Annotated in this window: 10 protein-coding genes; 7 read left to right on the top strand and 3 right to left on the bottom strand. The window is 56.0% G+C overall.

The features are described 5' to 3' along the window. The first annotated feature begins 41 nt into the window (after positions 1-41). Positions 42-1,580 (top strand): Ppx/GppA phosphatase family protein, encoded by a 1,539-nt coding sequence (locus M0651_RS15295; protein ID WP_248552615.1) that lies wholly within the window; start codon positions 42-44, stop codon positions 1,578-1,580. Here the strand turns inward: M0651_RS15295 and ppk1 are convergent. Further along, the gene (gene ppk1 / locus M0651_RS15290; protein ID WP_248552614.1) at positions 1,540-3,651 is read right to left on the bottom strand and encodes a polyphosphate kinase 1; all 2,112 of its coding nucleotides are present in this window, start codon (positions 3,649-3,651) and stop codon (positions 1,540-1,542) included. The two genes, M0651_RS15295 and ppk1, sit on opposite strands and share 41 nt — an antisense overlap. A gap of 236 nt (positions 3,652-3,887) precedes the next feature. Here ppk1 and M0651_RS15285 point away from each other — a divergent pair, with 236 nt between their 5' ends. From M0651_RS15285 to M0651_RS15270, 4 genes are all read left to right on the top strand, one after another. After that, a complete protein-coding gene (locus M0651_RS15285; protein ID WP_248552613.1) occupies positions 3,888-4,529 on the top strand; it encodes a 50S ribosomal protein L25 in 642 nt (213 codons plus the stop codon). 175 nt (positions 4,530-4,704) lie between these two features. Further along, complete coding sequence (locus M0651_RS15280; RefSeq protein WP_248552612.1) at positions 4,705-5,418, top strand: DsbA family protein; 714 nt, start codon at positions 4,705-4,707, stop codon at positions 5,416-5,418. Between the two features lie 206 nt (positions 5,419-5,624). Continuing rightward, positions 5,625-6,071, top strand: coding sequence for a disulfide oxidoreductase (locus tag M0651_RS15275; RefSeq protein ID WP_248552611.1), 447 nt, complete (start codon positions 5,625-5,627; stop codon positions 6,069-6,071). A gap of 161 nt (positions 6,072-6,232) precedes the next feature. After that, the gene (locus M0651_RS15270; protein WP_504928349.1) at positions 6,233-7,141 is read left to right on the top strand and encodes a DUF8580 domain-containing lipoprotein; all 909 of its coding nucleotides are present in this window, start codon (positions 6,233-6,235) and stop codon (positions 7,139-7,141) included. 297 nt (positions 7,142-7,438) lie between these two features. Here M0651_RS15270 and M0651_RS15265 read toward each other — a convergent pair whose 3' ends face one another. Then, on the bottom strand, positions 7,439-8,326 hold the full coding sequence (locus M0651_RS15265; protein WP_248552609.1) for an AraC family transcriptional regulator: 888 nt from the start codon (positions 8,324-8,326) through the stop codon (positions 7,439-7,441). Between the two features lie 132 nt (positions 8,327-8,458). Here M0651_RS15265 and M0651_RS15260 point away from each other — a divergent pair, with 132 nt between their 5' ends. After that, on the top strand, positions 8,459-10,435 hold the full coding sequence (locus tag M0651_RS15260; RefSeq protein ID WP_248552608.1) for a glycoside hydrolase family 127 protein: 1,977 nt from the start codon (positions 8,459-8,461) through the stop codon (positions 10,433-10,435). Between the two features lie 41 nt (positions 10,436-10,476). On the opposite strand, the gene M0651_RS15255 is transcribed toward M0651_RS15260, so the two are convergent. Then, positions 10,477-11,721, bottom strand: a complete 1,245-nt coding sequence (locus tag M0651_RS15255) for an MFS transporter (protein WP_248552607.1) — start codon at positions 11,719-11,721, stop codon at positions 10,477-10,479. Positions 11,722-11,950: 229 nt separating this feature from the next. Here M0651_RS15255 and M0651_RS15250 point away from each other — a divergent pair, with 229 nt between their 5' ends. Next, entirely contained in the window at positions 11,951-16,540 is a 4,590-nt protein-coding gene (locus tag M0651_RS15250) for a WIAG-tail domain (RefSeq protein WP_248552606.1), read from the top strand. Positions 16,541-16,631: the final 91 nt, after the last annotated feature.

Below are 16,631 nucleotides of genomic sequence, written 5' to 3'. Positions count from 1 at the left end.
TTGAACAAACAAACAACTACATTACAGGAGCTAGAGTTCGTATGCCAAATAACCATGAGAACGTTGGGATCATCGACATCGGTTCAAACTCCATTCGTTTGGCCATTTATGAAACGGCCCCGCAAGGGTATTACCGTTTGATTAACGAATTGAAGGAATCGGCTCGATTAAGTGAAAAAATGAATGCCATTGGAGTTATGGAAGCCAAGGAAATCCATTCGATTGTTCCGATCCTGCGCCAATTTCATGAGGTGTGCAGCGCATATGGCTGCCACGCCATTCGGGTGGCGGCAACAGCGGCCATCCGGAATGCAGCGAATGCGCAGGAAATCGGCAAGCTGCTGGAGCAAGAAACCGGTCTGCCCGTCGAAATCCTATCCGGCGAACAGGAAGCTTATTTCGGGTTTATCGCTGTGGCCGGAGGGATGGCGACCGAGGACGGATTCATTATTGATATCGGGGGCGGGAGTACGGAAATCACTTTGTTTCGCGGCCGGAGGCTGGTGGAGAGCGTCTCTTTGCCGATCGGCGCAGTGAACGCCCAACTGAAATTTGGGGTGACGGAGGAGCCTTGGCCCTCCGATCGGATCGCTCGCCTTCAAGCGGAAGTTGAAAGATTGTTGGACGGTTCGCCCTGGATTGGGGCTCATCCTGGATTACCGCTTATCGGGCTGGGAGGGACTATTCGGACGCTCGGCAAGCTGGATCAACGGCGCCGTAAGTACTCGCTCCGCTTGGCTCATCATTATCGATTGGAACCGGACGGTCTCCGGTATTATGCCGAGACCCTGCCCGAGTTAACGCTGGATAAACGCAAACGAATCGACGGGTTGTCCAAGTCACGGGCGGACATCATTGTCCCGGGGACCCTTCTCCTCAAGGCGGTTTTTGATCGCATTGGGGCGGCATATTGCCTGGTCAGCGGCTCCGGGCTGCGTGAAGGGCTGCTGCAGGATACGCTGGGCCTAGATGTGCCGACTGCTCAAGATGTGCTGGAACGGCAAGCCGAAACACTGCTGACGTTCCATGCGCTGTCCCCCCTTGCTCATTACCGCCAGGTGCGTCGGAACGCGGAGCAGCTGTATCGATTACTGGCGAAGGAGATTATCGACAAGAACCAGGAGAAGCTGATTCAAACGGCGGCCATGTTGTACAAAATTGGCGGAACGCTCCGTTACCACCAATACGATAAGCATACGTTGTATTGGCTATTGCAAGCTCCGCTCGGAGCCTTGACACATCGGGAAGCCGTACTGTGCAGCCTTATTGCGGATTATCCAGCGAATCACGGGAAGAAATCCGGTCTGGAGGAGTTCGGAGATCTGCTGCTGGAAAAGGATGACGAGTTGATTCAGAAACTCGGAGCTTTGTTGGAGGTGGCGATCGCCCTCGACGCCAGTGAGACGCAAATTGTAGAAACGGTGGGGGTGGTTTGGGAAAAGGAAGCGCTGTTGCTGAAGCTGACGTGCCGCAGCCAAGCTTACCTGGAGATCAGGCAGCTCGAAGCTGCGGCCAAGAGCTTCAAGAAAGCGTGGGACCTTAGATTAGAGTGGGAGATTCGTGCATCTTCCACGCGCTGATCTCTCGGGCGGCGAATTGGCTCCGGCAAGAATCCGCTTGGGAACCACTGTGGATCGGCTCATATTTTCCGCTTGGCACCAGCCGTTTCGCTTTCACATTATCGGCTAGCGACAGCAAGAGGATCCGCACCAGCGTCTCCCGGGTTTGCGGCTTGATGACGGGACACATCAGCTCCAGGCGGCGCGTGAGGTTCCGCGTCATCCAGTCGGCACTGGACAACCAGACCTCGGGATTCCCGTCATTTTCAAAATAATAGATACGGGAATGCTCCAGGAAGCGGTCGACGATGCTGCGCACCGTGATCCGTTCGCTTAAGCCCTCGACGCCGGGGCGCAGGCAGCATACGCCGCGCACGATCAGATCGATGCGGACCCCGGCATTGGAGGCATCGTATAATTCGTCGATCATCTCCTGGTTGGATAAGGAGTTCATCTTGGCGATAATCCGCGCTGGGCGGCCAGCGGCGGCATGCTCGGCTTCCCGCTGAATCAGCTCGAACAGCTTGTCCTTCATGACGGTTGGCGCAACCGTCAACGCCTGCCATTGCTCGGCTTCGGAGTAGCCCGTAATGAGATTAAACAACTGGGAGGCATCCTCGCCGATTGCAGAATCGGTCGTAAACAATCCGATATCGGTGTAGAGCCGGGCGGTGATGTCGTTGTAGTTGCCGGTGCCCACATGGACATAACGCTTCAAGTCACGACCTTCTTGGCGAACGACAAGGAGGATCTTGGCATGGGTTTTTAGTCCGACCAGGCCGTAAACGACGTGGCATCCGGCTTTCTCCAGTGTTCGTGCCCAAGCGATGTTCCGCTCCTCGTCAAACCGGGCCTTCAGCTCAACGACGACCGTAACCTGTTTGCCGGATTCCGCAGCTTGCGCCAGTGCTCGGATCAGCGGGGAGTTGCCGCTGACACGGTATAACGTCATCTTGATTGCCATGACCGCCGGATCTTCCGCGGCCTGATCGATGAAATCGGTCACGGCGTCGAAGCTCTCGTACGGGTGATACACCAGTACATCCTTCTGCTTCAATACCTCGAAAAAATCGTCATTCTCATCGAATTCACGCGGATACACCGGATCAACTTGCGGGAATCGCAACCGGGAAAACCCCTTGACCGCGCCCGGGAGACGGCCGAGAAAACCCAGATCAAGGGGGCCTTCGATCTCGAAGACCGCATCGGTAATTTCAAATTCATCCTTCAGCACCTCAAGCGCGTAAGGGTGGATACCCTTCTGAATCTCCAGGCGGACCGGCGCTCCCCAGCGACGCTTACGCAGCTCTTTCTCTATCTCCTCCAGCAAATCCTCGGCGCCTTCTTCGTCGAAAGCCAGGTCGGCGTTACGCGTCAGCCGGAACTCATCGACGGCAAGCGGCGTATATCCGCTGAACAATGTTTGTATATTATGACGGATCAGTTCCTCAATCAGGATAAAAGACTGTTTCTTGCTGTTGGAATGATGCGGCAGCGGGATGATCCGGGACAGGTTTGATGGGATCTGCACAATCGCGAAATAGGGTTCCTTCTCTTCTTCTTCGGATTGCAATACGACGTTCCGTTCCAGCACGACAGCCAAGTAGACGAACCCGGTATGCACGAGGGGAAACGGACGACTCTGGTCGACCGCCATGGGCGTCAGTACGGGGAAGACAATGTCGTGATAATAGGTCTCCATCGATTTGCGCTGCGCTCCGTTCAGTTCGTCGTACTTGAGAAACTGAATGCCCTCTTTGGACAGTTGTCTTGAGAGCTCCCGGTAAGTCCGATATTGCTCGGCAATCATGGCCGAAATTCGGAGGATTAATCTTCGGTATAATCCTGCCGGCGTGTAGCCGGTGAAATCTTTCTTGGTATAACCGGCGCGGATTTGATCCTGGATGCCGGCGACGCGTACGCTCATGAACTCGTCCAAATTACTCGAGACGATGGACAGGAATTTGGCCCTCTCCAGCAAAGGCGTGCCGGAATCCTTGGCTTCCTGCAGCACGCGGCGGTTAAATTCCACCCAGCTGAGATCGCGGTTCAAATATCGCGGTCCTTGTTTTTTCACAACCATATCCGCCATGTAGGTAAGACCTCCGCTAATTTTTTCTTTCTCTGTATCTTTCTATTTTACTATGCTGCGAGGTTTTGAAATGCATGGTTTTGTAAAATCTATGTAAAAATTATAACTCTATGTAAAGTCATTTCGCGAAATGAGGTTTCTTTGATTAGGTTGGCGGCAAAAATGGGTAATATACGGGTATGGCGTTCTTTCGCCAATCGCCAAAACAGGCACAATTTCAAGGAGGTTGTTGCAAGATGAGTACGAACCATCACACGTTTCAACTGAACGCCACGCCAAGAACGGAATTCCACCGTTCCACGCTGCGCCAGCTGAGACAACATGGACGCGTTCCGGCGGTTGTTTATGGAGCGGAGTCCGGGAACCTCGCGGTTCATGTGGATGTGAAGGAGCTTGTGAAGGTCGTGCGTACGGGCAGATCGGAATTCTTTGACCTGAAGCTGGAAGGGGGCCAAACGATTCCGGCGCTAATTAAAGAAGTTCAACAGCAGCAAGGGAAGATCCTGCACGTCGATTTTCAGCAGGTATCCAAAAATAAACCGATCCGTGTAAAAATCCCGCTGCACTATACTGGTACGGCTGCCGGAACTCAAGTGGGCGGCGTTCTGCAGATTCAGGCAACGGAGCTGGAAGTGGAGGGCTTACCGGATGTGCTGCCGGCATCCCTGGACATAGACATTACTTCGCTGGATGCGGGGGACAAGCTGATGGCCGGAGACGTCAAGATGCCGGCAGGGGTGACGATGCATGCTCAGCCGGAAGAGCTGCTGGCATCGATCGTGCTTCCAAGGGTGGCGGATACAGATCTGGCCCAGGATGCTGCGGCAGACGGGGAACCAGCAGGCACGGTCGGCTCGGACGGAGCGGCTGCGGAATAATTTACAGGATCACCGGATGGATCAGGGATGAAGGCTGTTCCGGGCGCTTTGGGCGTCTGGGGCGGCCTTTTTCATGCAGGCGCTCCGGCTTGACGAATCCTGCTAATGTAACTAAAATGGTTGCAGGATAAGAACAATCTTGAATCTATCATTTTATTAGGAAAGTAGGGGTCGCATGCCGCCGAAAATGACAACAAACGCTTTGGCCAAGCGCAAAGCCGAACAACAAAAGCAGCAACAGCAAATGAAGAGAAGACGCCTGATCTGGTTCTCGACGGTGGGGCTGCTTCTCGCCCTGATTATCGTTGTGCTGACCATTCAGCCGAAACCCAAGGCGGCCGAATTTGATTACGCCGCGCTTCCTGTGCTGGGACAAGCCGACGCACCGGTGAAGGTGCTGGAGTTCGGGGACTATCAATGTCCGTCATGTAAACATGTGAATGAACTAATTAAACCGGATTTGGTGAAGGATTATATAGATCAAGGCAAGGTCGCCTTTTATTTCATGAATCTGCCGTTTATCGGCTCTGATTCGTTTACGGCAGCTTTGGCTGCTCAATCGGTATATCATCAAAGCAATGAAGCGTTCTGGACTTATTTTGATGCGATCTTTGAACGTCAGGGAGCGGAGAACAGCGGTTGGGCTTCGCCCGAATTCCTTGTGAATCTGGCTAAGGAATTGGAGCTGCCGATCGATTACGACCTGCTGCAGAAGGATATTGCGGAGGCGACGTACCAGGACGAGGTGGAAGCGCACCTGTCCCGCGGCGATAAGCTCGGCGTAAGCAGCACGCCGACGTTCTTCATCAACGGCGTGGAATACGCCGGCAATCTTGGCGATTACGAGGCGCTGAAGAAAACACTCGACAACGAATTGTCCGCAGAGTAAATATGAGCGAAGGTTGAATGAAGCTAGGGGCTGAGTAGCGGAGCGTACGTATTGGGTACGTGAGCAACTGAAATGTTTCCGTAGGAAACATACATCGGAAGCATACGCTTGTCCCGGGTGAATTCAAGATTCGCCGCCGAATGTTCTTCTACGAATCCGCTTCGTGATCGAAAGAGGACTTTTTCAACTACCTTATAAAGGGAGGGATGGGAGTGCGGGGGTTTCTGAGAGACTACGGCATCTACCTCGCCTGGTTGGTCGCGCTGGTCGCGACGGCGGGCAGCCTGTATTTAAGCGAAGTGCTGCATTATGAGCCGTGCCGGCTGTGCTGGTTTCAGCGGATATTTATGTACCCGCAGGTCATTTTGCTGGGGATCGCGGCATACAAGAACGACCGCCAGATCATCCCGTACGTGCTTCCGTTAAGCGTCATCGGCGGATTAATCTCCATCTATCACTACAGTGAGCAAAAGATCCCTGCACTTGCCAAACTTCTTCCCTGCAAAATAGGCGTGCCGTGCAACGTAGATTACCTGGGTCAAGGCTGGTTCGGATTTATTACGATCCCGTTCATGGCGCTGCTCGCCTTCGTGTTAATCGTTGTGTTCTTGTTAGCGGCTCGGGGCACGAGAGAAGAAGCTGGGGAACAGTAAGCTGGAATAAGGAGTAGGAAGAGGCGGGGCACCTTAGGGGAGGCCTCGCCTTTTTTGTGCGCTCGTTGCCGGGATGTGGAATCTGTAGAAATTACCTTGCGATGGCAACTTTTTAGAGGATATAGCCGTCTGTATGTATGGGGGTGTTGATATTGCATAATATGAGTTTAAAGAAGGATAGATGGAAGAAAACTGCGGGTTGGTTAGGTGTCATTCTGCTGGCCCTGTCGCTGACAGCTTGCGCCGGGAACGGTTCTAAAGCGGGGCCAAATGCAGGGGGTGAAACGAACGAGAATCAACCGGCGCCAGGCAACAATGGCGGCCAAACGGATCCTTCGAACGATACGCCGGATAACACGGCAGGCGAAACGAAGCAGGGGAAGGGCACATTCGTCGGGTTGATTGACAACCATTCAGCGGAGATTGAGCTCGATGGGACGCCAACCGCTTTTCAATTGGATGAAACCTTAGGTGCGATGGCGCAAAACCTGGAGCAAGGGACGCCCGTGTCTATCGAATACGTGGAACGGGCAGTGGAAGGCGATGCTACGCTGAAACAGCTGGTGTTGACGAAGCTGGAGCTGGCTCCCGCCAAATCGACGTTGGAGCTGCCGGCTGAGAAAACGCTCGAGGTCGAGCTGGAAGGGATGAAGGAGACGCGAACCGCCACTTTGGCAAAGGGGGAGGGCTACGCATTTTATATGTTCGACATCTTCTCTTTTGATGCTGAAACCAACAAACTCATGATGAACTATGACTCGGCATATCATGTCGTGATCACTAAGCTGCCTTCCGGTTACGATGTTGAGGAGCTGGCGAAGGCGGCCAAAAGCGATTTGTCCAAGATCGGCAAAGTCGAGCAGTTGTCCGGCGACCAAATTTACGCAACGATGCGTGATGCCGAGCTGTTTCTATTCGCCCAGGGTGACGGAGTAACCCAGGAATACATCGTCAAGAACGTAGATGGGCAAGGATTTGCTTTCCTGCTCAATTCGCCGCAAGGTGAAGCCTCGGAAGGCTTTGGTCCGCTGGCGTTTGCCTCCATCAACACCGTGGTGGCAACGGATTGACACCACTAGAACTAATAACAGCAAAGGAGCAGAAATGTTGCATTTTGTGCAACATTCCCTCTTGAGTTTAGGCGCTTAGGCCAAAGTATTGCATAAAGTGCAACATTTTCACCCGCCGCAGGAGATAATGCCCGAAAATGCTGCACGAAATGCAACAATTTGCGGGTGCGAGGCGCTGTAGTCACTAAATATTGCAGGAAATGCAACATTTCAGGAAGGACTTCAGCAGCGACAGGCGGGGAGCAGCAAAAGGGATCCACGCTGGAAGTGGCTGGCCGCAAACCAACCGCACACCAGTCACTCCGTCACTATATATTGCTTACGGAACGCGCGGGGCGAGCAGCCATTTTTGAGCGCAAACCGGTTCGAGAAATACGGCGTGCTGTTGAAGCCGATGTAGACGGCGATGTCGGCGATCGGCCATTCCGTCTTAAGCAGCAGCAGCTTGGCCTGTTCCAGCCGATAATGGAGCAAATAGTCGTTGGGGGTCATGCCGTATACCTGCTTCATACAGCGGGTGATGTAATTATAGTGGTAATGCAATGCGCCGGCCATTTGCCCGCTGTTCAGCTCCGAGCGGTAATTATTCTTAATGTAGGCTTCGGCCTTTTCTGCAACGACAACCACCGGCGAGGCGTGTGACTCCAGCTGCCTTAAGTCCATCGCGTGAAGCAGCTCCTCGAACCGCTGCTGTCGTATCCAGAACGCCCGGGACTGGCGTTCCCCCAGGCTGTCCAGTAATTGCCGGAACAAACGGAACGTTTGATCCGGAGACGGGAGATCCCACGCCTTCGGCAACTGCAGGGAATAAGGCGAAGCCAGGAAGCGGCCGTAATGCTCGTCCGCATCGGGATAGCGGTGGTCCGCTTCCTCCGCCGGGAGCTGCTGCCACGCGCAAACCGTGTGGAAATGCAGCCAATAAAAAGACGTAGGTTCCTCGCACGGCTTCACCGCATAATGATGTCGATCGGGCAGCAACAGCAGGGATTGACCTGCCCCCAGGCTCCAAGCTTGAACGGCTTCGCCGATGAATAACGTCCCGGATTCCACCACAATCCAATCGAAAATGCCGATATTCCGCCGATTGGGGTGCTCGTCTCCCGGCTGATACACGGTATGTCCGCACTCAAGAAAATAGGGCAGAGGCGGGGCCGTAAGCTGCACCAGCTCCGTTGGTTTGGACAAGCTCATCACCTCCATTTTGAGTGTGAAATATTATAACTTTGAGGTTGCTGGCATTCGTATTTTGATCTAAATATATGAGATAAAATGAGATTTGTCAGTATGATTTTTCAAAAAAGAGGAGGACGCTTTGCGATGAACATGGCCGGGCAAATGCCGCGTTCCGAGCGGATTGCGCTGAATCAGGTACGGATCCGCGACGATTTCTGGAGTTACTATATCGAATTGGTTAAGGATGTGGTCGTTCCCTATCAATGGGAGGCGTTGAACGACCGGGTGGAAGGTGCGGAACCCAGCGGCGCGGTGCGTAATTTTCAAATCGCTGCAGGTTTGGAGCAAGGTGAATTTTACGGACTGGTATTCCAGGACAGCGACTTGGCCAAATGGTTGGAAGCGGCGGCTTATTTATTGGAAGCGGATGCAAACCCGGAGCTGGCAGCCATTGCCGACGGGTTGATCGATACCATCGCCATGGCCCAGCGGGAAGACGGGTATTTGAATACGTATTTTATCCTGAAGGAGCCGGACAAGCGCTGGACGAACCTGACGGAATGCCATGAGCTGTATTGCGCGGGACATTTGATCGAAGCGGGGGTCGCCTATTACCAGGCCACGGGAAAAAGAAAGCTGCTGGACGTGGTCGCGAAGTTTGCGGATTACATCGACAGCGTGTTTGGCACCGAACCCGGCAAGCTGGCCGGCTACGACGGCCATCAGGAAATCGAGCTGGCACTCGTGAAGCTGTACGAGGCGACCGGACAGGAGCGGTATTTGCGGTTAGGCCGATATTTCCTCGATCAGCGGGGGCAGCAGCCGTTCTTTTTCGAGGAGGAGCTGAAGCGGCGGGGTGGCAAAACGCACTGGGCTGGGAGCGGAGAGCACGTCGATCTCGCGTACCATCAGGCGCATCAACCGGTACGGGAACAAGAGACGGCAATAGGTCATGCCGTTCGACTGCTCTACATGTTAACCGGGATGGCCGACGTGGCAGCGCTGACGGGGGATGATACCTTGCTGGCGGCCTGCCGCAAGCTGTGGGACAATATCGTCGGCAAACAGATGTACATTACCGGCGGGGTAGGCTCGATGCCGCAAGGCGAAGCGTTCTCGTTCGATTACGATCTGCCGAACGACACGGTGTATGCGGAGACCTGCGCCTCTATTGGGCTGATCTTCTTCGCCCAGCGGATGCTGCGAATTACGCCGGAATCGAGATATGCCGACGTCATGGAACGGGCCTTGTACAATACAGTCGTTGGCGGAATGGCCCGGGACGGCAAGCATTTCTTCTATGTGAATCCGCTGGAGGTGGATCCGAAAGCTTGCGGAGGCGCGAATCATAAGGTGGACCATGTCAAACCGGTCCGCCAGGAGTGGTTCGGTTGCGCCTGCTGCCCGCCAAACATCGCACGGCTGCTGGCCTCCTTGGGTGAATACATTTATACAGTCCAGGAGGACACGGTGTACGCTCATCTTTATATCGGCGGGGAAGCCGAACTTCAAGTCGCAAGCGGCAAGGTGAAGCTGACGCAAACGACGGACTATCCTTGGGACGGAACGGTGTGTTTCGAAGTGGAGCCGGAAGCGGAAGGCCGCTTTACGCTCGCGCTGCGATTGCCGGATTGGTGCCCGGAAGCGAACCTCAAAGTGAATGGGGAGGTCGTGGCGCTAGAGGGAGGTTTGTTCCAGGACGGTTATATCCGGCTTCAGCGGCAATGGTGTGCGGGGGATGTCGTTGAGCTCAACCTGGCCATGCCAGTGACACGCATGTACAGCCATCCGCTTGTGCGAGCGAACGCCGGTAAAGTGGCATTGCAACGCGGCCCGCTAGTATATTGCCTGGAGCAGGCCGACAATGGAGCAAACCTGCATGAGCTGGTACTGCCGCGCGAGGCGGAGCTTCACGCCGAACGTGAAGGCGGGTTGCTTGGCAGCCTCGTCACCGTGCAGGCGGAGGCGATCCGCCTCTCCGGGCCGGACTGGGACGGCGGGTTGTACAGCTCGTCGGCGCATCTGTTGGAGCAGGCGGCGACGGTCAAGTTCATCCCGTATTACGCCTGGGCCAACCGCGGCGAAGGGGAAATGACGGTGTGGGTGCGCGAGCGTTATTAATGAAATATGGCGCAGGCCCGTTATGAAGTTCAGTCAGAAGGTTAATGAACCTTCCACAATCGGGTTCGTACGTAAACGGCCAAGGCTGCCAGATTCCATAAGGCGCTGGCCATAAATATGACGCCTGTTCCCCACCAGGCGATGACCCAACCTGAGGCGTATACCGCGATCGGCATACCGATGCGGAAGCAGGTTCCGGTAATCCCGGTGATCCGGCCCATGAGATGAGCGGGCGTCTGCTCTTGACGGAACGCGTAAACCGAAACGCTGTATAAGGTTGCGGCAAAACCACATAAGAATAGAGCAGCAACAAACATCATAAGCCCATGTGCTAAAAAGAGAAGAAAATAAGCAAGTGCGTTCAGCAGGATGGAAACGCCGAACACTTTGCCGAGGCCCCAGGCCTGTCTTAGCCGGCTCAACAGCAGGCTTCCGGCGAGGCCGCCGGCTCCCGAAGCGGAGAGCACAACGGCCAGCAGGGACGAAGACAACTGCAGGTCGTCCTTGGCGAAGTAGATCGCCGTGGTATTGATCACGGTATACGTACAGTTCAGTAAGACAACGAATACGGTCATGAGCATGAGCGATTTATTGGCGCGAAAGGCACGCCACCCCTCCAGAAACTCCGCAGCGAATTTGGTCTTCTGCGGGGTTTCTTTTTCCACGTTCAAATTCAACTTCGTAAATAACCCCATACAGATCAGGTAACAAGTCGCCGTGATCAGCAATCCGTCGGAGACGTCGGACAACATTAGGATCAGGCCGGACAAGGCCGGGCCCATAATGCCAACGAAGGTCTCAGCGAAGCTCAGCTTGGCGTTGGCGGCCGTTAGCTCATGGTTCGGGACGCTGAGCTTGATGAGGCTAACCTCAGCGTTGAAATACCCGTAACTCAACGTCATCAGCAGGAAGCCAATCGCATAATAGACCGGCAGCATATGGACCCCGCTCCTAAACAAGAGGGCAAAAGCCAGGAGCAGAAGGGCCTGGAGCCCGATCATCCAAAGGACCCAGCGTTTCTTGTTCACGCGGTCCACGAAGACGCCGATGAAGACGGCAAAGAAGAAATTGGGCAGCAGCTCCGCGGTTTTCATGCTGGACATGGCCACGGAGGAATGGGTGATATCGTAAATCATCAGCGGAAGAATGATTTCGTACAGCTTCCCGCCGAAGGTGAGCAGCACCACACTGGTTAATATGATCGCGAAGGAGCGGCGATGGCGTTGGTTTGGAGCAGAGTTCGCGCTCGTAGATTTGGTGGTAGTTAAAGTAAGGTCGGTTTCCATGGTCGGGTTGCCTCCAGGTCATCAGCTTGGTCGATTCTGTCGTGTTATCGCGCAAGGTTATTGTAACGCGTCAGCGGTTCGCGAAAAACGGTAGAAATTTGGCGAAACGATTTCATCTTTTTACGAGTCTCCGGAGGCCATTTCCCCCTCGAAAGCGTTGTGACAAGAGCCTAAGCGCCCGCATATGATACCGGAGATGATCATCTTTTGGCAAAGGAGAGGGCGGCTCTTGAAAAGACAAAAACCAGCGAAACCTAGTAGACCGAGGAAATCGCATTATTTCGTAGATAACCCGGAAATCAACGAACTAACGCTGTTGGAGGAACGAAAGATTTCGCCGCAATCCGAGGAGAAGGAGCTTCGGATTCATGAAACCGCAGCGCCCGTTCTGCCGGAACAAGGCGAAGATATCACTTTGAACACTACCATTGAGGCGGAGCCCGAGCACGAGTATATGGACGGGACGCGGGCGCTGCAGGACCTGTTGAGCGAAAAAACCGCACCCAACCAGGAACAAGGCATTATTTACACGGACGATATCATTGATGAAGCCGTGACCCGGGAGAAAATCGCCCCGTTTACGATCGACGCTTCACGGATCCTGCGGGGGACGATAGACACGGCTTGGATCGCCGACTACGCTGTGGAGAACATCAAGCTGGCGGACCGGGCGGTGACCTCCTCGAAAATCGCTCCTTCGTCGGTGAACGGCGGGCATTTGGTGGACGGCTCGATCGAAGGACGGACGATCCGGGACCACTCTATCGGCGGGGAGAAGCTGGTGGACGGCAGTATTACACCGGAGAAGCTGGCCGATCGGGTCATCACCGGAGAGAAGCTGGCTGAGGGAGCGGTGGAAAGCCGCCATTTATCGGAATGGATCGTGACGTCCGACCTGCTGCAGGATCAAGCGGTGACGGGGGATAAAATCCGCAGCGGGGCCGTTAATGCTCAGCATTTGGCCAACGGAGCGGTCGATAACTCGAAGCTGGGGGAAGCCTCTGTGACAACGTCCAAGCTGCGCGATAGCTCCGTGACGGGGGACAAATTGGCGGAAGCCACGGTGGAAAGCCGCCATTTAGCGGATCAGGTCATTATCTCGCGTCACTTGGCTCCTGGCTTAATTGGTCGGGAACTGCTGGCCTGGTCCAGCGTCGGTGCAGAACAACTGCAAACGGGGAGCGTCACGTCGGCTCATTTGAGCGGGGCCGTGATCGAGTCGCGCCATCTTGCACCAGGGACGGTAGGCAGCGAGCATGTCCAGCCGGGCAGCATCGGGCAGGAGCATATCGCCGATCGAGAAATTAAAGCACGGCATCTCGCCGACAAATCGATCCCCTCCACGAAGTTGGCCGACCAGTCCGTGGGCACTTCGCATATTGTGGAACAGGCGGTGACCTCTTCCAAAATCGCCGATCAAAGCGTGCTGCCGGGGAAAATCGCCGATGAGGCCGTACAAACCCGGCATTTGGCAAAAGGCGCCGTTCAATCGTCGCAGCTTGCCCGGGGGGCCGTTACGGGCCAGCATCTGACCGAAGGGGCGGTGCAAAGCGGACACCTTGTGCCGGATGCGGTGCAGGAATGGCACCTGGCCAATGCGGCGGTGACCGGGGAGAAGCTGGCGTTCGGCGAGGTGACCGCGGATCACATGGCGGAGGAGGCGGTTTCAGCGGATCATCTGCAGCCGGGGAGTGTCACGGCCGACAAACTGGCTAAGGGCAGCGTGACATCCCGGGCCATCGCGCCAGGCGCGGTGACGGAGGCAGCTATTGGCGCTGAGCAAATTTCGGCCGAACATTTGGGAACGGGCATCGTGCAGAGCCGGCATTTGGCGCCGGGCTCCGTCACCCGCAGCCAGATCGGGGCTGGCGCAGTACGGGAGGAGCACCTGGGCGTTGGCGTTGTCTTCTCGCCGCATCTCCAGGATCATGCGGTCACGAGCTTGAAGCTCTCGCCGGAAAGCGTAACGACAGATAAGCTCGGCGATCTGGCGGTGACGGCCGCGAAGCTGGCGGTGAGCAGTGTGACCGGACCGAAGCTGGCGGCGCAAGCGGTGGACGCCGGGCACTTGGCCCCAGGCGCCGTTGGGCCTGAGGCATTGGCTGCCGGCGCCGTCACTGCGGGCCATCTGGCTGAAGGGGCGGTGCAGAACGCACATTTGGCCGAAGGCAGTGTGACAGGACGACATCTTGGCCAGGCAGAGATAAGTTCACGTCATATCGCCGCCGAGTCGATTGATGCCGGGCATTTGTCGGCTGCGCTACGGCAAAACGGGGTATTGCCCGAGGAGGGCATCAGCGGCGAGAATCTGCAGCCCGCCTCCATCACAAGCCAACATCTTCAACCCGGTGCGGTCGGTGCTGAGGCGCTGGGCGAGCAGGTGGTCGGCAGCACGCATCTGCAAGCCGGCGCGGTGCACGGCGGCCATCTGGCGAATGGGGCGATCCAAAGCCAGCATTTGGTCAAGGATGCGGTGCAGAGTGTGCATCTGGCTAAAGGTGGCGTGACGGAACACCACCTCGGAGAAGCCGTCATCCACTCTCGCCATATCGCCGCCGAGTCGATCGATGCGGGTCATTTGTCTGCTGAGCTGCGGCAAAGCGGACTGCTGCCTGCCGCCGGTGTCAGCGGGGAGGACCTGCAGCTCGCTTCCATCACGAACCAGCATTTGCAGGCCGGTGCAGTCGGCGCTGAAGCGCTGGGCGAGCAGGTGATCGACGGCACGCATCTCCGGGCCGATGCGGTGCAGAGCAGCCATCTGGCGAATGAAGCGGTTCAAAGCCGGCATCTGGCGGAAGATGCAGTACAAAGCGAGCATTTGGCCAAGGGCAGCGTGACTGACCGCCACCTTGGAGTTGCGGTGATTGGCTCCTATCATATCGCCGCTGAAACGATCAGCGCCGCACATATGACCCCCGCGCTGCGGCAAAGCGGCTTGCTCCCTGCCGCCGGTGTCGATGGGGAGGCTCTGCAACCCGCCTCCATCACAAGCCGGCATCTGCAGTCCGGTGCGGTTGGCGCTGAAGCGCTGGGTGAGAAGGTGGTCGGCAGTACTCATTTACAGGCTGGTTCCGTACAAAGCGACCATCTGGCGGATGCGTCCGTACGCGGTCAGCACCTGGCCGAGGGTGCAGTGCAAGGCGGGCATTTAACCGAAGGCAGCATTGAAGCCCGGCACCTTGGGGAGGCGGTGGTGGACGCTCATCATCTTGCTCCTGAAGCTGTTAATGTCCGACACCTGTCTACGGAGCTGCAACAACGCGGTCTGCTGCCGGCAAACGGTATCAGTGGGGAAGCCCTGCAGCCGGCATCCATTACCAATCGGCATTTACAAGTCGGAGCGGTTAACGCCATAGCTCTCGGTGAGCAGGCGGTCAGCAGCGGCCATTTGCAGAGCGGCTCCGTGTATAATCGCCATCTGGCGGATGAGTCTATTCAGAGCCGGAATTTGTCCGAAGGCGCTGTTGAAGGCGAACATTTGGCCGAAGGCAGTGTTGGGTCACGGCACCTTGGGGAGGCGGTGGTGGATGGGAACCATCTTGCTCCTGAAGCCGTGAATGCCTCGCACTTATCGGCCGAACTCCAGCTACACGGCCTGTTGCCCGCAGAAGGTATCAGCGGGGAGGATCTGCAGGCGGCGTCCATCACAAGCCGGCATCTGCAAGCCGGCGCGGTAAACGCTATAGCGCTGGGCGAGCAAGCCGTCGGAAGCGGGCACCTAAAGGCCGGTTCTGTGCAGAATCGCCATCTGGCGGATGCTTCCGTCCAAGGCCGGAATCTGGGCGAGGGGGCTGTGCAAAGCGGGCATTTGGCTGAAGGCAGTGTTGGGTCCCGGCACCTTGGGGAAGCCGTAGTCGATGCCTACCATCTTGCTCCTGAAGCCGTGAATGCCTCGCACTTGTCCGCCGAACTCCAGCAACACGGCTTATTGCCTGCAGACGGTATCAGCGGGGAGGATCTGCAGCCGGCGTCGATAACAAGCCGGCATCTGCAAGGCGGGGCGGTTACTGACGCGGCACTGGGCGAGCAAGCGGTCGGCAGTAATCATCTGCAAGCTGGTTCTGTCCAAAGCGTACATTTGGCTAATGGAACCGTCCAAGGCGACCATTTAGCAAACTTGGCCGTGCAAAACCGGCACTTGGGCGAAGAAGTTGTTCAAGGGGCAAATTTGGCCGCCGAAAGCGTGGAATCCCGGCATCTTAGCGATGCGGCGGTGAATGCCCACCATATCTCGCTTGAAGCCGTCAATGTCTGGCATTTATCCGCTGAGATTCAGCAAAAGGGTTTGTTGCCTGAGGATGGCCTCGGCGGCGAAGACATCCAGCCGTCAGCCATCGGCCGATTGCATCTGCAGCCGGGTGCGGTGGACACTGGAACATTGGCCAAGGACTCGGTCGGGGCGGATCATCTGCAGCAGGGGGCCGTCGGGAACATTCACCTGGCGCCAGGTGCGGTCGGCAGTGACCAACTGGCTGACGAATCCGTCGGTACTCGCCACCTTCAACCGGGTTCGGTAGGGACGGGTCAATTAAGTTTTGCTCCCGTTCAAACGCTGTCGGGCCAGCCGGCGGAACTGCAATTTGGGATGGCCGCGTTTCTGCTGAAACATCATGAGGTGGAGACGACGGTAACTATCCGTTTCGATACGCCGTTTACATCGTCCAATTACGTTGTCGTGGCAATGACCAACCATGCCGCCTATTCCGCTTCGCTGAAAGAGCAGTCGGACCAATCGGCCGTGATTACGATCTCCAAGCTGAAGGAGAGCAACGTGAATTATGGATTTGTGACGTGGATCGCGATCGGCAGCACACTGTAGGAAGTTCGCAATGACATTAAGCCGCCGGATCATTCCGGCGGCTGTCTTTGTTCCGCAAAGCGGATAAAGTGACATATCTTTCAGGCTGTGT

Origin of the sequence: Paenibacillus mellifer, assembly GCF_023195895.1 — a bacterium.
Lineage (GTDB): Bacteria > Bacillota > Bacilli > Paenibacillales > Paenibacillaceae > Fontibacillus > Fontibacillus mellifer.
Note: the sequence above shows the minus strand (reverse complement) of the source record. Positions and strands in the feature narration are given on the sequence as shown.